The 15,266-nt window shown below is 67.2% G+C and carries 14 protein-coding genes; 6 read left to right on the forward strand and 8 right to left on the reverse strand.

Annotation, left to right across the window (positions count from 1 at the left end):
* Positions 1-131: 131 nt before the first annotated feature.
* The 3 genes from ABD268_RS11380 to ABD268_RS11390 all read right to left on the reverse strand — a co-directional run bounded on the left by ABD268_RS11380 (position 132) and on the right by ABD268_RS11390 (position 2,967).
* A complete protein-coding gene (locus ABD268_RS11380; protein WP_344151680.1) occupies positions 132-467 on the reverse strand; it encodes a helix-turn-helix transcriptional regulator in 336 nt (111 codons plus the stop codon).
* Between the two features lie 121 nt (positions 468-588).
* Positions 589-1,116, reverse strand: a complete 528-nt coding sequence (locus ABD268_RS11385; RefSeq protein ID WP_344151683.1) for a hypothetical protein — start codon at positions 1,114-1,116, stop codon at positions 589-591.
* A gap of 57 nt (positions 1,117-1,173) precedes the next feature.
* Positions 1,174-2,967 (reverse strand): hypothetical protein, encoded by a 1,794-nt coding sequence (locus ABD268_RS11390; protein WP_344151686.1) that lies wholly within the window; start codon positions 2,965-2,967, stop codon positions 1,174-1,176.
* 298 nt (positions 2,968-3,265) lie between these two features.
* On the opposite strand from ABD268_RS11390, the gene ABD268_RS11395 reads away from it, so the two are divergent.
* The 3 genes from ABD268_RS11395 (at position 3,266) to ABD268_RS11405 (ending at position 6,625) form a co-directional block, all read left to right on the forward strand.
* A complete protein-coding gene (locus ABD268_RS11395) occupies positions 3,266-4,150 on the forward strand; it encodes a hypothetical protein (RefSeq protein WP_344151689.1) in 885 nt (294 codons plus the stop codon).
* Positions 4,147-5,640, forward strand: coding sequence for a hypothetical protein (locus ABD268_RS11400; RefSeq protein WP_344151692.1), 1,494 nt, complete (start codon positions 4,147-4,149; stop codon positions 5,638-5,640). Before ABD268_RS11395 ends, ABD268_RS11400 begins: the two co-directional genes overlap by 4 nt.
* A 376-nt stretch (positions 5,641-6,016) precedes the next feature.
* Positions 6,017-6,625 carry a hypothetical protein gene (locus ABD268_RS11405; RefSeq protein ID WP_344151695.1) on the forward strand — a complete coding sequence of 203 codons (609 nt, stop codon included), beginning with the start codon at positions 6,017-6,019 and terminating at the stop codon, positions 6,623-6,625.
* Between the two features lie 50 nt (positions 6,626-6,675).
* Here ABD268_RS11405 and ABD268_RS11410 read toward each other — a convergent pair whose 3' ends face one another.
* The 3 genes from ABD268_RS11410 to ABD268_RS11420 form a co-directional block, all read right to left on the reverse strand.
* Positions 6,676-7,074, reverse strand: coding sequence for a hypothetical protein (locus ABD268_RS11410; protein ID WP_344151697.1), 399 nt, complete (start codon positions 7,072-7,074; stop codon positions 6,676-6,678).
* A 514-nt stretch (positions 7,075-7,588) separates the two neighbouring features.
* A complete protein-coding gene (locus tag ABD268_RS11415) occupies positions 7,589-8,035 on the reverse strand; it encodes a hypothetical protein (RefSeq protein ID WP_344151700.1) in 447 nt (148 codons plus the stop codon).
* Entirely contained in the window at positions 8,032-9,213 is a 1,182-nt protein-coding gene (locus tag ABD268_RS11420; protein ID WP_344151703.1) for an ImmA/IrrE family metallo-endopeptidase, read from the reverse strand. Before ABD268_RS11420 ends, ABD268_RS11415 begins: the two co-directional genes overlap by 4 nt.
* A gap of 485 nt (positions 9,214-9,698) precedes the next feature.
* On the opposite strand from ABD268_RS11420, the gene ABD268_RS11425 reads away from it, so the two are divergent.
* Entirely contained in the window at positions 9,699-11,144 is a 1,446-nt protein-coding gene (locus ABD268_RS11425) for an AAA family ATPase (protein ID WP_344151706.1), read from the forward strand.
* A 198-nt stretch (positions 11,145-11,342) separates the two neighbouring features.
* Here ABD268_RS11425 and ABD268_RS11430 read toward each other — a convergent pair whose 3' ends face one another.
* A complete protein-coding gene (locus tag ABD268_RS11430; RefSeq protein WP_344151709.1) occupies positions 11,343-11,642 on the reverse strand; it encodes a hypothetical protein in 300 nt (99 codons plus the stop codon).
* A 237-nt stretch (positions 11,643-11,879) separates the two neighbouring features.
* Between ABD268_RS11430 and ABD268_RS11435 the strand changes: the two genes are divergently transcribed.
* Positions 11,880-13,196, forward strand: coding sequence for a phospholipase D-like domain-containing protein (locus tag ABD268_RS11435; protein ID WP_344151712.1), 1,317 nt, complete (start codon positions 11,880-11,882; stop codon positions 13,194-13,196).
* 240 nt (positions 13,197-13,436) lie between these two features.
* Here the strand turns inward: ABD268_RS11435 and ABD268_RS11440 are convergent, their stop codons facing one another.
* The gene (locus ABD268_RS11440; protein ID WP_344151715.1) at positions 13,437-14,522 is read right to left on the reverse strand and encodes a hypothetical protein; all 1,086 of its coding nucleotides are present in this window, start codon (positions 14,520-14,522) and stop codon (positions 13,437-13,439) included.
* A gap of 234 nt (positions 14,523-14,756) precedes the next feature.
* Here ABD268_RS11440 and ABD268_RS11445 point away from each other — a divergent pair, with 234 nt between their 5' ends.
* A complete protein-coding gene (locus ABD268_RS11445) occupies positions 14,757-15,002 on the forward strand; it encodes a hypothetical protein (protein ID WP_344151718.1) in 246 nt (81 codons plus the stop codon).
* Positions 15,003-15,266 lie beyond the last annotated feature (264 nt).

The raw sequence follows: 15,266 nt of genomic DNA on the forward strand, positions 1-15,266 counted from the left end.
CACCGCTCGCGATGGTGGGCGACCGACTACTCAGATGAAGCGATCCGCACATCGGCTGACGGCGCGCTTCCGCGCTCGGAGGACGGGCCACACCCCAAGTGTGGGTTGTCGCATGGGGGCTTGCCTTGGCGTCAGAAGTTGTCGTCGATGTCAAGGTCCGGTGCCCACACCCTGGCAGGCAGGAGCGCCAGCCGGTGGCGGGCCGCGTCGACGAGCTGCGGAAGCTCGGCCTCCGTCGCGGAGAACAGCGGCACGCCCACCAGAGCGGCGGCCTCGAACACGAGCCCGATAGCCACGGTCGGCACGCCCCGCTCAATGCGGGCGACGGTGTACGGGGTGACGTCGAGACGCTCAGCCAACTCGGCGGCGGTCCACACGCGCTCACGACGTGCCTGGGCGATCTGCGTACCCAACAGCGCGACCGCGGAGGTGGTCATCGGCATGAACGAACGGGTCTTCTTCGACATCTGCTCACCCTTCTCCACATGCCATATAACGAACGTTATAGCGCCTTATCGTCGCCTTATAGCAGTTCGACAGCCCTTCCTTCGCGACGACCAACGCGCCTGACGGGTGGGAAGCGCGCCGTCACCCACCTCGCTCTGGTCGGGGGGCGTCCGCACGCCGCTCGGCCTCCGCCAGCAACGTGCGCATCAGCGGGGTGTCGTCGATCCGCTCGTTGAAGGCCCCGAGGACGGAGGCGATGCTGATCGGATCGTCGTCGCCGAACTCAGGCGGGTCCGCCCATCTCCATGCCTCCGCCCGGATGAACGCGATGACGGCGTGCAGGTGCTCGGTGCTGAAGTCTTCGGGATCCGAGATCCGGTGCGGCCGCCGGAGGATGTCCACCCACCACGTGGTCTGCCCGAACACACGCGGGTCGAACCGGCCCGGCGGAAGCGAGGCAAAGCTCTCGAAGTCGGCTGGCTCCCACTCATCGAGGCCGTGGTGGCTGGCGCGGAAGTGGGCCTCGAGCTCTGGCTGGGCCACGCCGAGGGTCCGGGCCAGGCGCTCGGCCTCCTCCCGGAGACCCATGCTGACGCAGGCGGCGTAACGATGCCGCAGGCGCTGCTGATCGCGCCTCTGCCGGTCGCGGGGCTCCGGGGCGTCCGTCACGTGGCCAGTATCCGCCGGTGCAATCACCGCGTCTCCCTGCTGTCGCCGGGTCCCCCGTTACCGGGCGAAGAGCTCGACGATGGCCGCGCGAATGGTTCCGGGCGCAGTTGCCGGCCCCGCGCCCGGGGCGGTCGGCGCGAGACGGCTGTCCTGGGATGCCTCGGGGTTGCTGAGGCGGTACTGACGCAGCGCGAGGGCGTTGGTGATCAGCCCGGCGTAGAGGACGTCGAGGAGCTGGTGGTCGGCGTGCAGGCTGGCGGCCGTCTCGCCGCGACGCATGCGGGCCTTGAGCCAGGAGAACCACGATTCGGTGTCGTTGCGCAGCCCGTAGATGTCGCCGAACCCGCGGTCGCAGCGCGCCAGCGGCTGCATGGCGTGCAACGCCTTCTCCAGGCTGGTGCGGGGCTTCTTGGTGTGCTCGGTGCGCTTGCCGCGGTGAGGGACCGGCTCCCAGATGGTGTCGAACTCGAAGGGCTGCCGAGCGTCCTCGCAGAGCAGTCGGTGGGTGGTGACCATGGCCCAGTCGCCGGTGTCCGGGTGCTTGGTGCGCGTGGAGCGCTCGCTGATTGCGCGTTGGGCCTTGATGTGGGCGCCGCCGCTGACCCGGACCTCCCACAGTGCGCCGTCGTCGACGTAGAGCAGGTGCCCACACGGTTCGCCGTCGGGACCCGGGTGGCTGACCTCTCCGTACTCGTGGGCGGCGCTGTCGACCCTGGTCAGGTTGCCGCGCGAGCTCAGGTACTGGCTCGTGCCCAGGGGCAGGCCGAGGCCGGTCGGCACGCCCTGGCGGGTGGCTGCGGCGAAGGCTTCGAGGTCGCCCCGGGCGTTGAGCCGTTCCTGGACCAGCGCGGAGACGGGGTCGCTGTCCCTGCCCACGTTCTTCAGGCCAGGCAGGCCGGACTCGCGCAGCACCTTGCGGATGTCGAGGCGAGCCTCGGTCTCCTCGGCGGGAATCTCGTGCTCGGGGATGGCGGTGCTGATCACCGGGACGCCGTGTTCGGCCATCAGCCAGTCGATCGGCCAGTCGCGAAAGCCCATGTCGTGGCAGAGCATGTGCACGGTCTCGCCAGCGATGCCGATGAAGTCCTCGAGCAGTCCGAGGGTGCCCAGCGTCTCCCAGCCCAGGGCGCGGTCGACGCCGAGGATCACCCGGCCGTAGGGAGTGCGAGTCAGCAATGTGACGTGGCAGATGCCCATGTAGCTGTTGCCGTGCTTGGTGATCTTCCTGACCACGTCGGGGATGCGGGCGGTCTCGGCCGTCTTGGCCTTGGTGTTGAACACGTACGTCGTGCCGCTGCGTTCGTCGGTCCACGTCCGCGCACTGCTGAACGGGGACAGCCAGGTGCCGTCGGCACTGACGATGTTGCGGGGGTCGGGGTTGGCGAAGTCCCTGGGATTGTTGTCGGGGAGGTTGCCGAGCAGGCGTGCCCGGGCGAAGGCCAGCTGACGTGCCCGATGCTGGACCGTGCCCAGGTTGGGGTGTGGGTCGGGGCCGTGGTCGCGGAAGTGTGTGCTGGGCACCCACTGCTGGCGCCACTGACGGACCTGGTCCTCGCTCGGCGGCCGGTCCGGCAGAAGGTCTGCCCCGGTCATCCGGGTGACGGCGTGCCGCAGCCGGTTGTACAGGTCCGGGTTCTTGCGGTGGACCCGGCAGCACTTGCTGCGTGATCCGTAGACGCGGCCTCCGATGTCCATGAGCAGGCAGCCCAGATCCCAGCCGAAGCGGGCGTCCTCGCGGCCACGACCATGGCCGATCAGGCTGATCTCGTGGCCCAGGTCGTAGAAGTCTGGGTCGGTGGCCACCCCCAGCAGGGTCTCATCCTCGGTGGGCGGCTCGTAGAGGGAAGGCAACTTCGGCTCCTTGGTTGCGGCCGCGGGCGGGCCGGACACCCCGGACAGTGAGCACGCGGCAGCCCGGCGCAACCTCGACCAGCCGACGCTGCGCGGACCGAGCAGCGGAACCTTGTTCCCGTTCGATGGTGGGCCCGTTCCCGGGTCCGGTTGCCCGATGACACCGCGAGGAGCGCGTCTTAGCGTCGTGGTCAGGGAGGTAGCCATGGCGAACACCCCACGCACCACCGATTCCCGTCCCCTCCGCGGAGCCGGGTCGAACCCGTCGCCGAAGGACCCGTCCGGGCAGCGACCGCCGATGCTGGCGGTGGTCGAGGACGTGCGCGCCGAGTGGGCTCGCCGAGGTGAGTTCACCGCGCAGACGCTGGACAAGTGCGGCGAACAACTGACCCGCTTCGCCGGCCGCCTGCACGCCCAAGGCGTCACAGAGGTCTCACAGATCACCAGCGCGCACTGCCGCGGGTTCATCGAGGCGGCCACCACGGCCGGACCGGCGCCGGAGCTGACCACCCGGCACTCCCGGCGCTCGGCGCTGCGGATGCTGTTTCGGACCCTGCGCGACGTCGGCTACCCGGTGGGCGATCCCACCCTCGACCTGGAGCTGCCGCCCCGCACCTCGAAGACGGCTCGGCCGCTGACCGACGTCGAGGTCGCCCTGTGCCGCGCCTCCTCCCGCATGGGGGAGACCGGCGCAGACTCCTTGCATCGGGCGGTGTGCTGGGCCCTCGGAGAAGCCACCGCCGTCTCCAGCGAGGTCTCCGGGGTCCGCCTCGGCGACGTCGACGACCATCGCTCACCGCGGTGGGTGCGGCTGCCGGGCACCCGCCGCCACGACCCCCGGCTCGGGGAGCTTACCGACTGGGGATCGGTCATCATTGCCCGGCAGGTTGAGCTGCTGAGGCAGCGCAAGGCGACACCGGCCACACCGTTGGCCTATCGCGGCCAAGGGCTGCCGGGGGAGTACCACGCACAGGCCGCCTCGTGCACCGCGATCGGCTCGGTGCTGACACTGGCGGGCTTGGCCGCCGAACCCGACGTCCGACCCGCGTCGGTGCGGAACTGGGCCGGACGCCGGCTCTACGAGGGCGGAATGCCGATCGAGCTGGTCGCCCGCCGGATGGGCGCGCGCAGTCTGGACTCGGCCGCTGCCGACATCGCCCTGATCTGGCGGACAGCCCTATGAGCCGCCACCACTACAACACCTGGACCCGCGTCCGCGCGGTCCTGGAGTCACCCGGCCTCTACGAGCTCGCCACCGGGTTGGACTGGGACCCACCGGTCGGCCGCCCGCGGGCGAACCCCACCTACGTGGTGCTCGGATTCGGGGTCCTCGCCCGGCTGGCCAGGTCGGGGATCCGAGTCGAGTTGGACCTTGCTGAACCCCACACCTGGGCCGCAGTCCGCCAAATCATGGTCGCCGCGATCGCCCGCCACGGCCTCGACCTCCCGCCACCTGGTCCGCGGCCGCCAAAATGGGACCACTGGCGCTGGATGCGCGACTACGTCCTGGCCACCGACGAAGGCATCGCCGACCTGGGGCGCCTCCACCCACCCATCGCCGTTGCCGCCGCCCGCCGGCTCGGGCTACTCGACCCGGCCGGCCCTGGCTCGTTCACCCACCCGCATCCCAGCCGGGCTGTATACGGCGACGGCACCCTGGTGCGGCCCATGTACCGGCCACCCGAGACGGTCCTCCTCGACAACGACGACGGCACCCAGACCCCCGCCTACCTCGACCCGGCCACAGGTGCCCTGCATCCCGAGCCGCGTGGCCGGTTCGACCCCGACCTGCAGCCACACCACGGCAAGGGCGGCTCGGTCCGCACCCACGGCTACGTGTGCTGGCACACCCGCGGACCCCGGCCCTACCAACGCATCGACCTGGCCTGCGGCCACACACCCGCACCAGGCGCCGAGGCAGCCACCGCCGTGGCGCTGCTCCGCGAGGTCCACCGAGCAGCGGGGACCGGTATCCAGGCCGTGGTCTACGACGGCGCCCTGCGCGGCAGCCACATCGACCAAGTGATGCGGGACTACGGCTACCCCGTCCTCGCCAAGCAAGCCACCGGCACCCCCGAGACCGACGCCGGCGATCACCTCGAGGCCGTATCGCTGGCCCGCACGCCACAAGGCAGGCGCGTCCGCACCTACCCGCTCGGCACCGCCACCCACGACCTGCCCACCGGCCCCTGCACCCATCAAATCGCCACCACCGGCGGGCAGGTGGTCGAGATCGACCTCAACGAAGCCGGCGACCCCACGATCGTGGCCACGCTGGTTCGCCGCTCGGTGAAACGCTCCCGCCGGGCCAACGGCCGCTACCGCTTCAACGTCGGCTACGAACTCAACTGCCCCGCCAGCACCTTCACCATCTGGCTCAGCCCCCACGCCACCGCGACCGACCCCAGCCGACCCGAACAGTTGCGCGTACTGGCGCCCGGCGACCCCGACGCCCAACGCCTCCACGGCCTGCGCTCGGACGCCGAAGGCTTCCACTCCAGCTTCAAGCGAACCCTTCTCGTCGACAGGCAGATGAGCCTGGGTTGGCGCCGCGGCCTGGTCGACCTGTACTGCTTCACCCTCCTCAACAACGCCCTCGCCGAACACCGCGCCGCCGAAGAAGACCGCTCCGGGCGCATGGCGTCGCCGTCGGCGCTAAGGGGCGGCGGGTAGCGAGCCCTGGACGACTGCATCGCCCACGGGCGCCGCATTGGCGTGGGTCGGAGACCCCAACCACTCGCCGCAGCCAGAACTGCTACCGGGACCGATGTACCACGGAGCCGCTCCCCGGTCGCCAATGCCGATGACTCGTGCCCGCGCACGTTCGACCTCGACCTCACTGGTGCCGCGGCACAAAGCGGCACGCAACTGGTGTTGCTCAACGGCAGCTTGAGAACTCAACAGAGGACACATCGACGCACGAGACTCGGCGCGGCTACGCATCCAACTTTGGCGAGAAGGGAGGTGAATCCACCACGGCCAAGGATGCGGCCGCGCCGCAGGGTTCGATATGGGCGGGTTTGTCGGTGGCCGCTCCTAAGGTGTCGCCGTGCAAATGGACCTTTGGCTGTCTGCGGGGAGCAGTCTTCTCGGTGCCGTAATCGGTGCCGGCGCAGCATTGGGCGCCCAATCGATGCAGTGGACGACGGCGCGCAAGGCGGACGCCGAGCGAGAGCGGAAAAGCGCGATCGAGGACGTCCTCGTCAGAGCGCAAGCGGTTGACGTGATCACGGACAACCTCATGACGCTGGCTGCAAACGCGGGATCCTTCAACGGGCTCATCGGCCGGGTCTTGGGGACCGTCGCGCCCATCGACTACATGGCCATGTACGCCAAGCTGGGCGACGACCTCAACGCCCTTCATCGTGCGGCCGCCCAAGTGTCGCTGTTCGGTGACGCGCGAACCGTTCAACTCACAAATGCGGTGGTGCTTGCGGCTGCCGACGTCGTCAGTGCGCAGTGCACCCACAAGGGCGGCAAGCTGCGGAACTACCTCCGCATTGCATTCATCGGTCGTCACTCCAAGGACCACACGAAGATCGGGGCGGCTCGTCAACAATTGGCTGCGGCGCGCGGCGCGCTCGTGGACCACACCCGTCGCGCGTTGTCCCTGGACCACGTCGATCCATTCGCTTTGCCGGAACAGGTCGACGGCTGAGAGTTCGTGCACCTGCCCGTGTCAGCGAGGCTCGCTCGACGCCGACCGAGTCAGGCGACTCCGTAGCCGGTGATGCGCCATTGCCCGTCGATGCGGTCCAGGTAGAACCCGAAGCTCGTTTGCTCGCCGCTTGGGAAGCCGCCGATCCCGTTCGGGGTGAACGTGAACAGCACGTGGGCGTCGTGGCGGTCAGGCTCACCGAGACTCAGTTCGTGCACGTCTCCCCATGTGCCTGGGCGACTCCACAGTCGGTTGTGATCTTCAGGAAGCGGGATCTGGTTGGACGTCTTGAAGTCGCGCGCGTTGATGGCTTGGAGGTAGGTCGCCACGACTTGGATCGGCGTCGCGTCGGGGCCCGGCGGTGCAACATCCTGGCGTGGCCGTGCCCAGAGCCATAGCCCGGCCGCAAGCACGCCGAGAACCAAGACGAGGGCAAGGCTGGTTCGCACGCCACGGCACTGAAGTCGGGAGACCTCAGGTCTCACATCAGTTGCTGTGCTCACATCCGCGACCTTTCGCATGGGACGTTAGACGCCGCCAGGTCCATCTTTGTTGCTGCGCGGCGCGGAGCGAATTGTGACCGCTTGTGCACGCAATCCGCACATCGGACCCGCGCACCATCAGCGGCTACCGGATGGCCGCGGGCGCACGCTACGCGGTTCCAACCGCTTAGGTAGGAGAACATCGCGGTGGAGAAGTTCGGCACGAAAGGAGGTGAATCCACCAAAGCCACGGACGCGACCACTATGACTGGCGCGAGCCCAAGTCGGGGTGACGGGCCCTCATGGGCCGACGACAGCACTGCTTCGCCCGCTCGAGGAGGAGGCCCAGTCAGGGAACGGGCACCAGGGGGACCCCGCCCAACGCGCATCTATTCGGGGCGCCTTGAAATGAGGAGGCCAGCCCGACTGTCCACGTTGCGAAGGGAAATACATTTGCTCCGAGGAGCATCCGGCCTGACGGTTAGGACGACCCGGTTCCGGGCAGCATCGACAAGAACTCCGTGAATCCAAGGGTGCGCAGACCGAACTCCGAAGCCTTGGCCCGCACCGCACGATCCTCGCTCACAATCCGCCAGTCCTCCTCGAACAGCGAACTGGCCGCAACATCGATCGCGTGGAGCGCCGTGGCTACGAGGATAGGGTCGGCATTGCCCAAGTTGCGGTACAAGTCGATGAGCTTGAAATCGCCCGGCGCGACGGTAGACATCACCTCTCGCACGCGTTCGAGGACGCCGTCGCACACCGGGTACTCCAAGCGACGCAGGTCCGCGATGTCCGGCAACTCCGATGCCTCGTACAGCACCTCGCTCGGCAGGCGACAGGAGGCGCGGAAGAACCTGCTGCCACGCTGCTCTCGGCTGAGCCGGCTCAGTACGTTGTTGTCGACCAGATACCAGATGCTGCTCACAGCGCCTCACGGAACTGCTGGATCTGTGTCGCCTTCAGCTTGTTCAACAGCACCACGCGGCGGAACTCGCCCTGGCTGATCGCCCCCCGGTCGAGTTGATGCACCATCCGCCGGGAGAACTCGGTGCCGTTGTACTTCCGCAGAGCGTTCTCCGGCCGAGGTCTGCGCGCCGGCCGCTTCGGCCGTTTCGCGAACTCTGCAGCGAGCACCTCGAGGTGCTCCTCCGCCTTCTCCCGGCTGATCAGCCCCAACCTCAGCGCACGCATCACGAACGCGCTCGGCGTCACCTTGAACACGTCGGCACCAGCCACAACGCCATCCAAGGTCGAGGCACTCAGCTCGCGCACCTCGAGCCGAGGCATCAACACCTCCCCAGCCAGCTCGTACTCCCGATCCACGATCTGCTCGGCGGTGTGGTCGTCGTAGGTCACCGGTGCGAACTTGCCCTGGGCGACAAGGACGGCGAGGAGCACCAGCGTGAATAGCTTCCGGCCGGCCGGCTCCGGGTTGGCGCCCGCATCCCCGCCGGTGAGGAAGATGAACGGCACCTTCTTGTCACGCACACACAGGCCACTGAACTTGGCGTGGCGTGGCAGGCGCTGTGGCATGAAGTCCTGCTGGCTCTGCGAGACCAGCAACTGCTTCGCCTCGAAGCGCCCGATCAGCAGATCCAGGGCCGCGGACTTCTTCTTCGCTGCCTTGACGTCAGTCAACGTAAACCCCAGCACGTCCCGGAGCCTCGCAGCGTCCCCCGCCACCGAATCCCGCGAACCCCGAAGACACCCCACCACCGCGTTCTTCACCAGAGTGTCGTCCAGTTTTTTCAACAGCTCCTGCTTGCGTAGCAAGTCCTTCACGATGAGCTCGACGTCGCGCAGCCGCACCTCGCTTCGTGAGTTCAAGGAGAACGCGTCCTTACTGACGCCGGCCAGCAGCGTGTCCGACTTCTTCTGCAGTTGGCGTTCCACGGCCTCCAGCGGAGCAAACACGAGGGAGTACGGGATGTCCGCGATCCGCGCGAGCTTGACGAGGTCATCGAACTTGATGCGTGACCTCTCCAGTGCATGGAGATAAGGCGCCCGTGACGCCACGACCGACGCGTCGAACAGCGCCGTGAAGACCGACCTCTCGACCTCCACGCTCGACCCGGCATCCAGCCGCACCTCGATGGTCCCCAACTCGTCCTCCCCCGTGAGAGTCCGGGCAGCACTGTGCACCGCTTGAACGCCACGCTGCCCCGGACACGCCGAGTGCCAGCTTGGCGAGCGTCGGGCCAGTCAGGCAGAAGTCGTCATCGGCACCGTCTTTGGGCGCGAGCGGCGTACGTCGCAGGGAGGGCAGCCGAGCAGGCCAGGACGGCACGAACTGCCTACCGTGCGGCCGACGGAGGTCGACACTCTCGTGTTGGGTCAATGGATGTCGCTATCGTCACTCCGCGTAGTCGCGATAGGCATCCGAACGAGCAGGACGTGAGATGACACAAATGGCGGGGGACGAGTTGGCGCCTTTGCTCCAATGGAGCGTGCCGAAGCTGGGTGGAGACGGCACGGTCCAGCTATCTGCGTACCCGGGACACGCACTTGTCGTAGTAGGGCCGAATGGCTCCGGCAAGTCCGCACTCAGCCACTGGTTGGGTGCCAACCGCGGAGGTTCGGGAACTCCCGTGACTCGGGTGCTCGCCCACCGCCGGGTTTGGTTGCGCTCTGCCGGCGCGGAGATGACCGCCAGCCAGCGCGAGCAGTTGGTGCCATCCTTCGACACGTGGGACGCGCAGCCGAACTCAAGGGTTCGACTCGAAGGCGAGTCCGAGCGCACCTCCAGACTTCTCTATGACCTTCTCGGTCGCGTCAACGGGAGGAACGCCGAGATCGCTCAGTTGTTTGATGCCGGCCAAGATCCGTCATCCGTTTCAGAGTCGTTGCTCACCAAGATCGACAGAGTCTTTGCTTTGGCCAATCTCGGTATCTCTTTTCGCGTGACCAACGTGGGAGAGTTCGAGGCAGTCCGACCGACGGGAGTTGCCTATCCGATCTCGGAGATGTCGGACGGTGAGAAGGGTGCCTTCCTTCTCGCGGCCGAGGTCCTCTTGGCCCCACCGGACTGCGTTCAGCTCGTCGACGAGCCCGAACGTCACTTGCACCGTGCGATCTCGTCGGACTTTGTCGTCTCGCTAATGCGCGAGCGAACCGACTGCGCTTTCGTCTTGCTGACGCACGATCTGGATCTGATCGGCAAGCTGGAGTCGACCACAACAACGGTCTGCTCGGTGAGTGAGGTCTCATGGGGCGGGGCTACGGCCACCGGGTGGGGTATCGAAATCGATTCAGGTGCCGCAGAAGTGCCCGACTCGGTCCGCCAAGCGATCCTTGGGGGACGCACGCAGTTGCTGTTCGTGGAGGGCGAGGTCTCCAGCCTCGACTTCCCGTTGTATCGGTTGGTGTTTCCCGACTGGACTGTCGTCCCATGCGGCGGCGCCGAGGAAGTCAAGCGAGCGACCAGCGGGCTGAATGGGGTCGACGCCTACCACTGGGTCGACGGCCGGGGCGTTCTTGATGGAGATGCTCGTTCTCCAGAGGAGGTCGCCGCGCTGGGAACCAAGAAGATCCTGGTCTTGCCCGTCGACGAGGTCGAAAACCTCTACTACCTATCTTGCGTCGTAGACGCGGTCGCGGATCACCAAGCGGCAACCCTGGGAGAGGACGCGGAAGTTCTTAAGGCGACCGTTCGAGGAAAGGCGATGGAATCGCTAAAGGCAAGCACCGTGCAGCACTTGGCCTCGGTCAATGCCGTGAAGATTCTGCGTAGTCAGGCACTGGCCAGCATGCCGACTGGCGAGGACATGATCAACGGCGGAGCGGATCTTCCGATCAGCCTGTCGTCTCCATACCCGGCTGAGCGTCAGAAGCTGGTCGACCTTGTGGCCTCTCAGGACTATGACGCGATCGTGCGCGGGTACTCAGTGCGTGACAGCGGTCTTCGGACGGCCGTTGCCCATGCCCTCGGGTTCAAGAGCCTGGATCTCTACGAGAAGGCTGTCCGCGTTCTCCTCGGAAACAACGAGATGCTGCTGACCCAGGTGCGAAAGATTGTCGGAGACCTACCGTCGTAGGGCGTCACGGGCGAGGCGACGGCCGTCGAGGTCGCCGGGTGTTGACAGCCGAAGGCCGTGAGTGCATCGCGGTGATTGCCTTCGCACCACCTTCTTGAACCAGCCGGTGCTCCTCTTCCGGGCCTGCTGAGCCGGCTCGCAGGTCAACAGTCCCCCGGGCCACGGACTGGGTGCCCGGGCTTCGGAGCCGCCGGTGCGTCAACGAGGCATGGTGCTGCGAATCAGTTGTGCCAACTGCTGCCATCGCGCCGGGATCGGACCCCGGGTGCCGGCAGGGTTATGGGAGCGGGCCGCGCGGGCCAGCAGCGGCCAGAAGCCGTCCGCGCGGCGGTGCCCGCGAAGGACCACCGAGCTCACCTCGCCGTTGTCGTCCCACAGAACCGCGAGGTAGCGCGACGTATCGGCAAGGTTCGAAATGTTCGCCAGACACAGACGGCCGATCTCCCGGCGCCGGGCGCCGTCACCGCCCGGCCACAACTCGACCTTCACAACCAGCATGGTCGCAACGTAGCTGCGCCCGCCGACAGCCGGATGCCCGCGATCGACACGAGTGAGACCGTCTCGGGTTTGGACCTCAACTTGGCATGGTGCTCTGAATCGGCGCCAAGGCATCCGCTGCGGAGGACCTTCATCCCCGCGGCGACCAGAATCCTGAGGCCGGTCTGGTGACGTTTCGCCTGGTATGGATGGCGCCCTCACGTGGCGGTGCCGGTGTCGTCCAACGACACTGCTGTCATGAACGGGGACCTCGACAGGCAGCTTCTGGCTCGGAGCGTGCACCGGCTCTGGGAACGACGGGTGAAGGCGGCGGCTGAGAGCGTGCGGGTGTTCGCTCCATACCTCGACCGCACGCTGACCACCTTGCTGAAGAAGGCAGGCCCCGACGTGGAGCTGGCCGTAGTGACCGACCTGTCGCCGGCCAGCGGTGTCCTGAACTACGCGTGGCAGCTCCGCGGGGTGCAGCGACTGCTCAAGGAAGGTGTCGAGGTCCGGTCGTTGCGCCGGCTGCACGCCAAGGTCCTACTCGTTGACGGCAGTCACGCCACCATCGGGTCGCAGAACTTCACGGCATACGGCCGTGGCAGCAAGGAAGCCACCGTGGCGCCAGAGGTCGACCTCCAGGACTCCAGGTTCATCGCAACCCTGGCCGCATGGTTCGAGGAGTCAGAGCCCGTCGACCTCGCGTTCATTGAACGCCTGCTCGAGAGGCTCGCGCCCCAGATCACGAAGGCGCAGGACGCCCAGCAGGAACTCATCGACGCATACGAAGAGGCTGAAGAGAAGGAGGCGGAACTGCGCCGCCGAGACGCAGCCGCCCGGCGGATCGAGCGTGACCGTGAGCTGATCGAGAGCAACTCGCTTGGGATCGGCCTGCGGGAGGCGGCGGCCTCGACGGCGTACAGGGCTGGCCAGACGACTGCATACGCGCGGCTCACCTGGGATGCGACCTACTCGTACAAGACGCTCATGGCCACCGACAAGGACACCGACCTGTCGACCTGGTGGCTGAGGTTCGGCGACATCATCTTCGACACCATCCGTCTCCAGGGCTACGACTTCTACCCGGCGTTGCTCGGGCCCGACGGGCGGATGGCGTTCGTGCGCGTGACGAAGTCGCGCATCACATACGTGTGGCGCAGTCTTCGGCGCGGTTCGGCGCAGACGGTGGCGGGCTGGCGCGTCTGGCTGGTCCCCGGGTTTCCCGACCACGGTCTTGAGGAGGCGAACATGACCGTGACCGCAAAGTGGAGCCGGGAGACCGAATCGGGATACCAGATGCGACTGAGGTTTGACGGCGAGAAGGTCCTGCGCGCAGACGGCTGGGGGTTCGTCGGGAACTCGTCGGATCGGCTGCTGGAGCAAGCGGTCACCGCCGCCTACGAGGATGAGGATCAGTGGCGCGAGCTGCTGCGCGGGGTGTTCGCATCCGTGGCGCAGCCGGTGCGCTTCCGCAACACCCCCAACGCAGAGAGCTTCTTCTCCGCGGGCTGGCACCGCATCGACCTCACGACCTTCTTGGACCAGCCGGTGCTCCTCATCCAGCCCTCGTGAACGTGCGTTGAGGCATCGGCGCCGCCTGCGTCGGCAGACGCGGGGTGACCGGTGTCTGGAATCGTCATTGAACCCACCGGATGTGGGTCACCGCCATTCGCCAGCACCCTCCGCTGACCTCGGCCACGTCGCCCATGATCGTGGAGTCAGCTGAACTCCGGACGATGATTCCGAGGTGGGTGTTTGCAGCATTCGCGCCGCGTTGGTCTCTCGGCCGGAAGCTCGGGTTGGCCTACCACTTCACACCTGGCGGGCGATCGACCTGACCATCGCTTCGAGCGGGTCGTACCGGTAGGCCCGCAGCGGGACCGGCCAGTCGTCGAGGGTCTTCTTCACCCTGGTGTACGCGTCCTGGTCGAGTCCGTCCTCGGCGACTTGGAATCGGGAGACTTCGCGAACGCTGTCATCCGGTTCGGCTTCGGGCCGCTGTGGCGTTGTCCTGTGCACGAGCCCGAACTCTTCGAGCTCGTTGAGGGTCGCGTACACCCGCTTGGTGACGCCGTACCGCTGCCGCCGGCGCGCGGGTGTGGCGCCCACGCCACGGTCCTCGTGGGCCGTGGGGAAGTTCGCCGCCAGGTGCCTGATCATGAGATAAGCGACGATCTCGGGCGGGGTGAGCACCTGCGCCCACCCGTTCTTCCAGAACGACATGGGTACTGACAGGCCGGCGGCAGGCACCCGGTACGGACCATCGCTCCCGTCCTCGGACCTGAGCTGCCAGGCGCTGTACCCGGGGTTCTTGGTGATCGGACCGCGGAGGCGTACGAGCTCATGTTGCCGCAGGCGCTTGACGGCGTCGACAACGTGCCGGCGTGCGAGCTCGGAAGGGTCGCCGTCACCTATCAGCTTGGCCCAGGACTTCGTGCCCGTGTTGGGGATGTCGCTGAGGTCGACAGCGTCGCGAGGAAGGCCACGCGCGGCGGCTACGCCGATCGCGGCGAGGAGCAGCGGAATGGCTGCGCCCCCGCGATGGACGAGCTGCCCCAACGGAGGCCGGTCAGCGACCCTCGACTTCACGGTGACGGACAGAAGACCTGGGCTCTCGCTGGGCCGGCGGGTTGACAGGTCGGGGTTGACATCCTCTTCGGACTCTTCGGTGGGCAAGTAGAGCAGGCCGGTGCGGAGGATGGCCGACTCGGGGCGCAGCCGCTCCAGCTCGGTCTCGAGCATCGACTGCCCAACCCTGATGGCGTTTTCTCGAAGGGCGAGCTGGTCCCCCCGGACCTTCCGTGCCTCACGGGCGCGTTCTGCCGCGGCCTGCGTCCACGCGAGGTGTCGAGCTGCCTTCTCGGGATCGGGGGCGGGAGTGAGCTTGACGCGTGGCATGACGAACTCCGTCGCTTGGAGGGCCTACGGTCGGAGGGCCGTACACCGAGAATATCAAGTAAGTAGTTGTCTCTGCTATACAGCCCTCCAACCGTCACTGGTAGGCCCTCCGACCGTTATTGGTCGCGGCGCAGTCGTGCCGGAAGGTTGGCAGCGAGAGCGGGGAGATCGGCCGATGGTGGAGGTCTCCCTCGAGACGAGCGCCACTTGGCGCTGCGACGGAGAGGCAGTGCCATGACTGACGCGGACACCCCTGAGAACACGCCCGAAAAAGCTCCCGCGCGTGACCGCGACGCGGAGCTCGTCGGGTCGACGAAGAGAACGCTGAACAAGGCCGTCCTGATCCTGGCGCGCGGTCACGCGCGGCGCTCGATTGCGCGGGCTCAGAGGCCGCCGGGTGGGCGCTGGCTCGTTATCCTCGCCGTCGGCGCCGGAATGTTCGGGCATCCGATCGTTTCCGTCATCCTGCGCGGAGGGTGACGCTGGGCCGGGGACGTGCACATGGACCGCCGAGTGGGCGTGGTCGTCTTGCGGTCCAGCCGAGTGCCGTGCCGTAGCTCAGGCAAGCGCCCCGTCCGTTCCGCATTTCGTGGACGACATACCCAGATGGTGCGGTGGTAAAGCTGCGTCGCACGACAAGCAGCAGGTCAGAACAAATATTCCGATCCCCCACTGGGGCCCGACGACCGGGATCGTCGGCGCACAGTTTGTCACGTGCCGCACGGAACCCGGCGTCAGGACCGG

This window comes from Nocardioides koreensis (assembly GCF_039531775.1).
Lineage (GTDB): Bacteria > Actinomycetota > Actinomycetes > Propionibacteriales > Nocardioidaceae > Nocardioides > Nocardioides koreensis.

Bases quoted from the DNA above. Each gene is read 5' to 3' on its own strand.
- ABD268_RS11430 (WP_344151709.1), bottom strand. From the start codon at position 11,642: ATGCTGGTTGTGAAGGTCGAGTTGTGGCCGGGCGGTGACGGCGCCCGG.
- ABD268_RS11440 (WP_344151715.1), bottom strand. From the start codon at position 14,522: ATGCCACGCGTCAAGCTCACTCCCGCCCCCGATCCCGAGAAGGCAGCT.
- ABD268_RS11400 (WP_344151692.1), top strand. From the start codon at position 4,147: ATGAGCCGCCACCACTACAACACCTGGACCCGCGTCCGCGCGGTCCTG.
- ABD268_RS11380 (WP_344151680.1), bottom strand. From the start codon at position 467: ATGTCGAAGAAGACCCGTTCGTTCATGCCGATGACCACCTCCGCGGTC.
- ABD268_RS11395 (WP_344151689.1), top strand. From the start codon at position 3,266: ATGCTGGCGGTGGTCGAGGACGTGCGCGCCGAGTGGGCTCGCCGAGGT.
- ABD268_RS11445 (WP_344151718.1), top strand. From the start codon at position 14,757: ATGACTGACGCGGACACCCCTGAGAACACGCCCGAAAAAGCTCCCGCG.
- ABD268_RS11435 (WP_344151712.1), top strand. From the start codon at position 11,880: ATGAACGGGGACCTCGACAGGCAGCTTCTGGCTCGGAGCGTGCACCGG.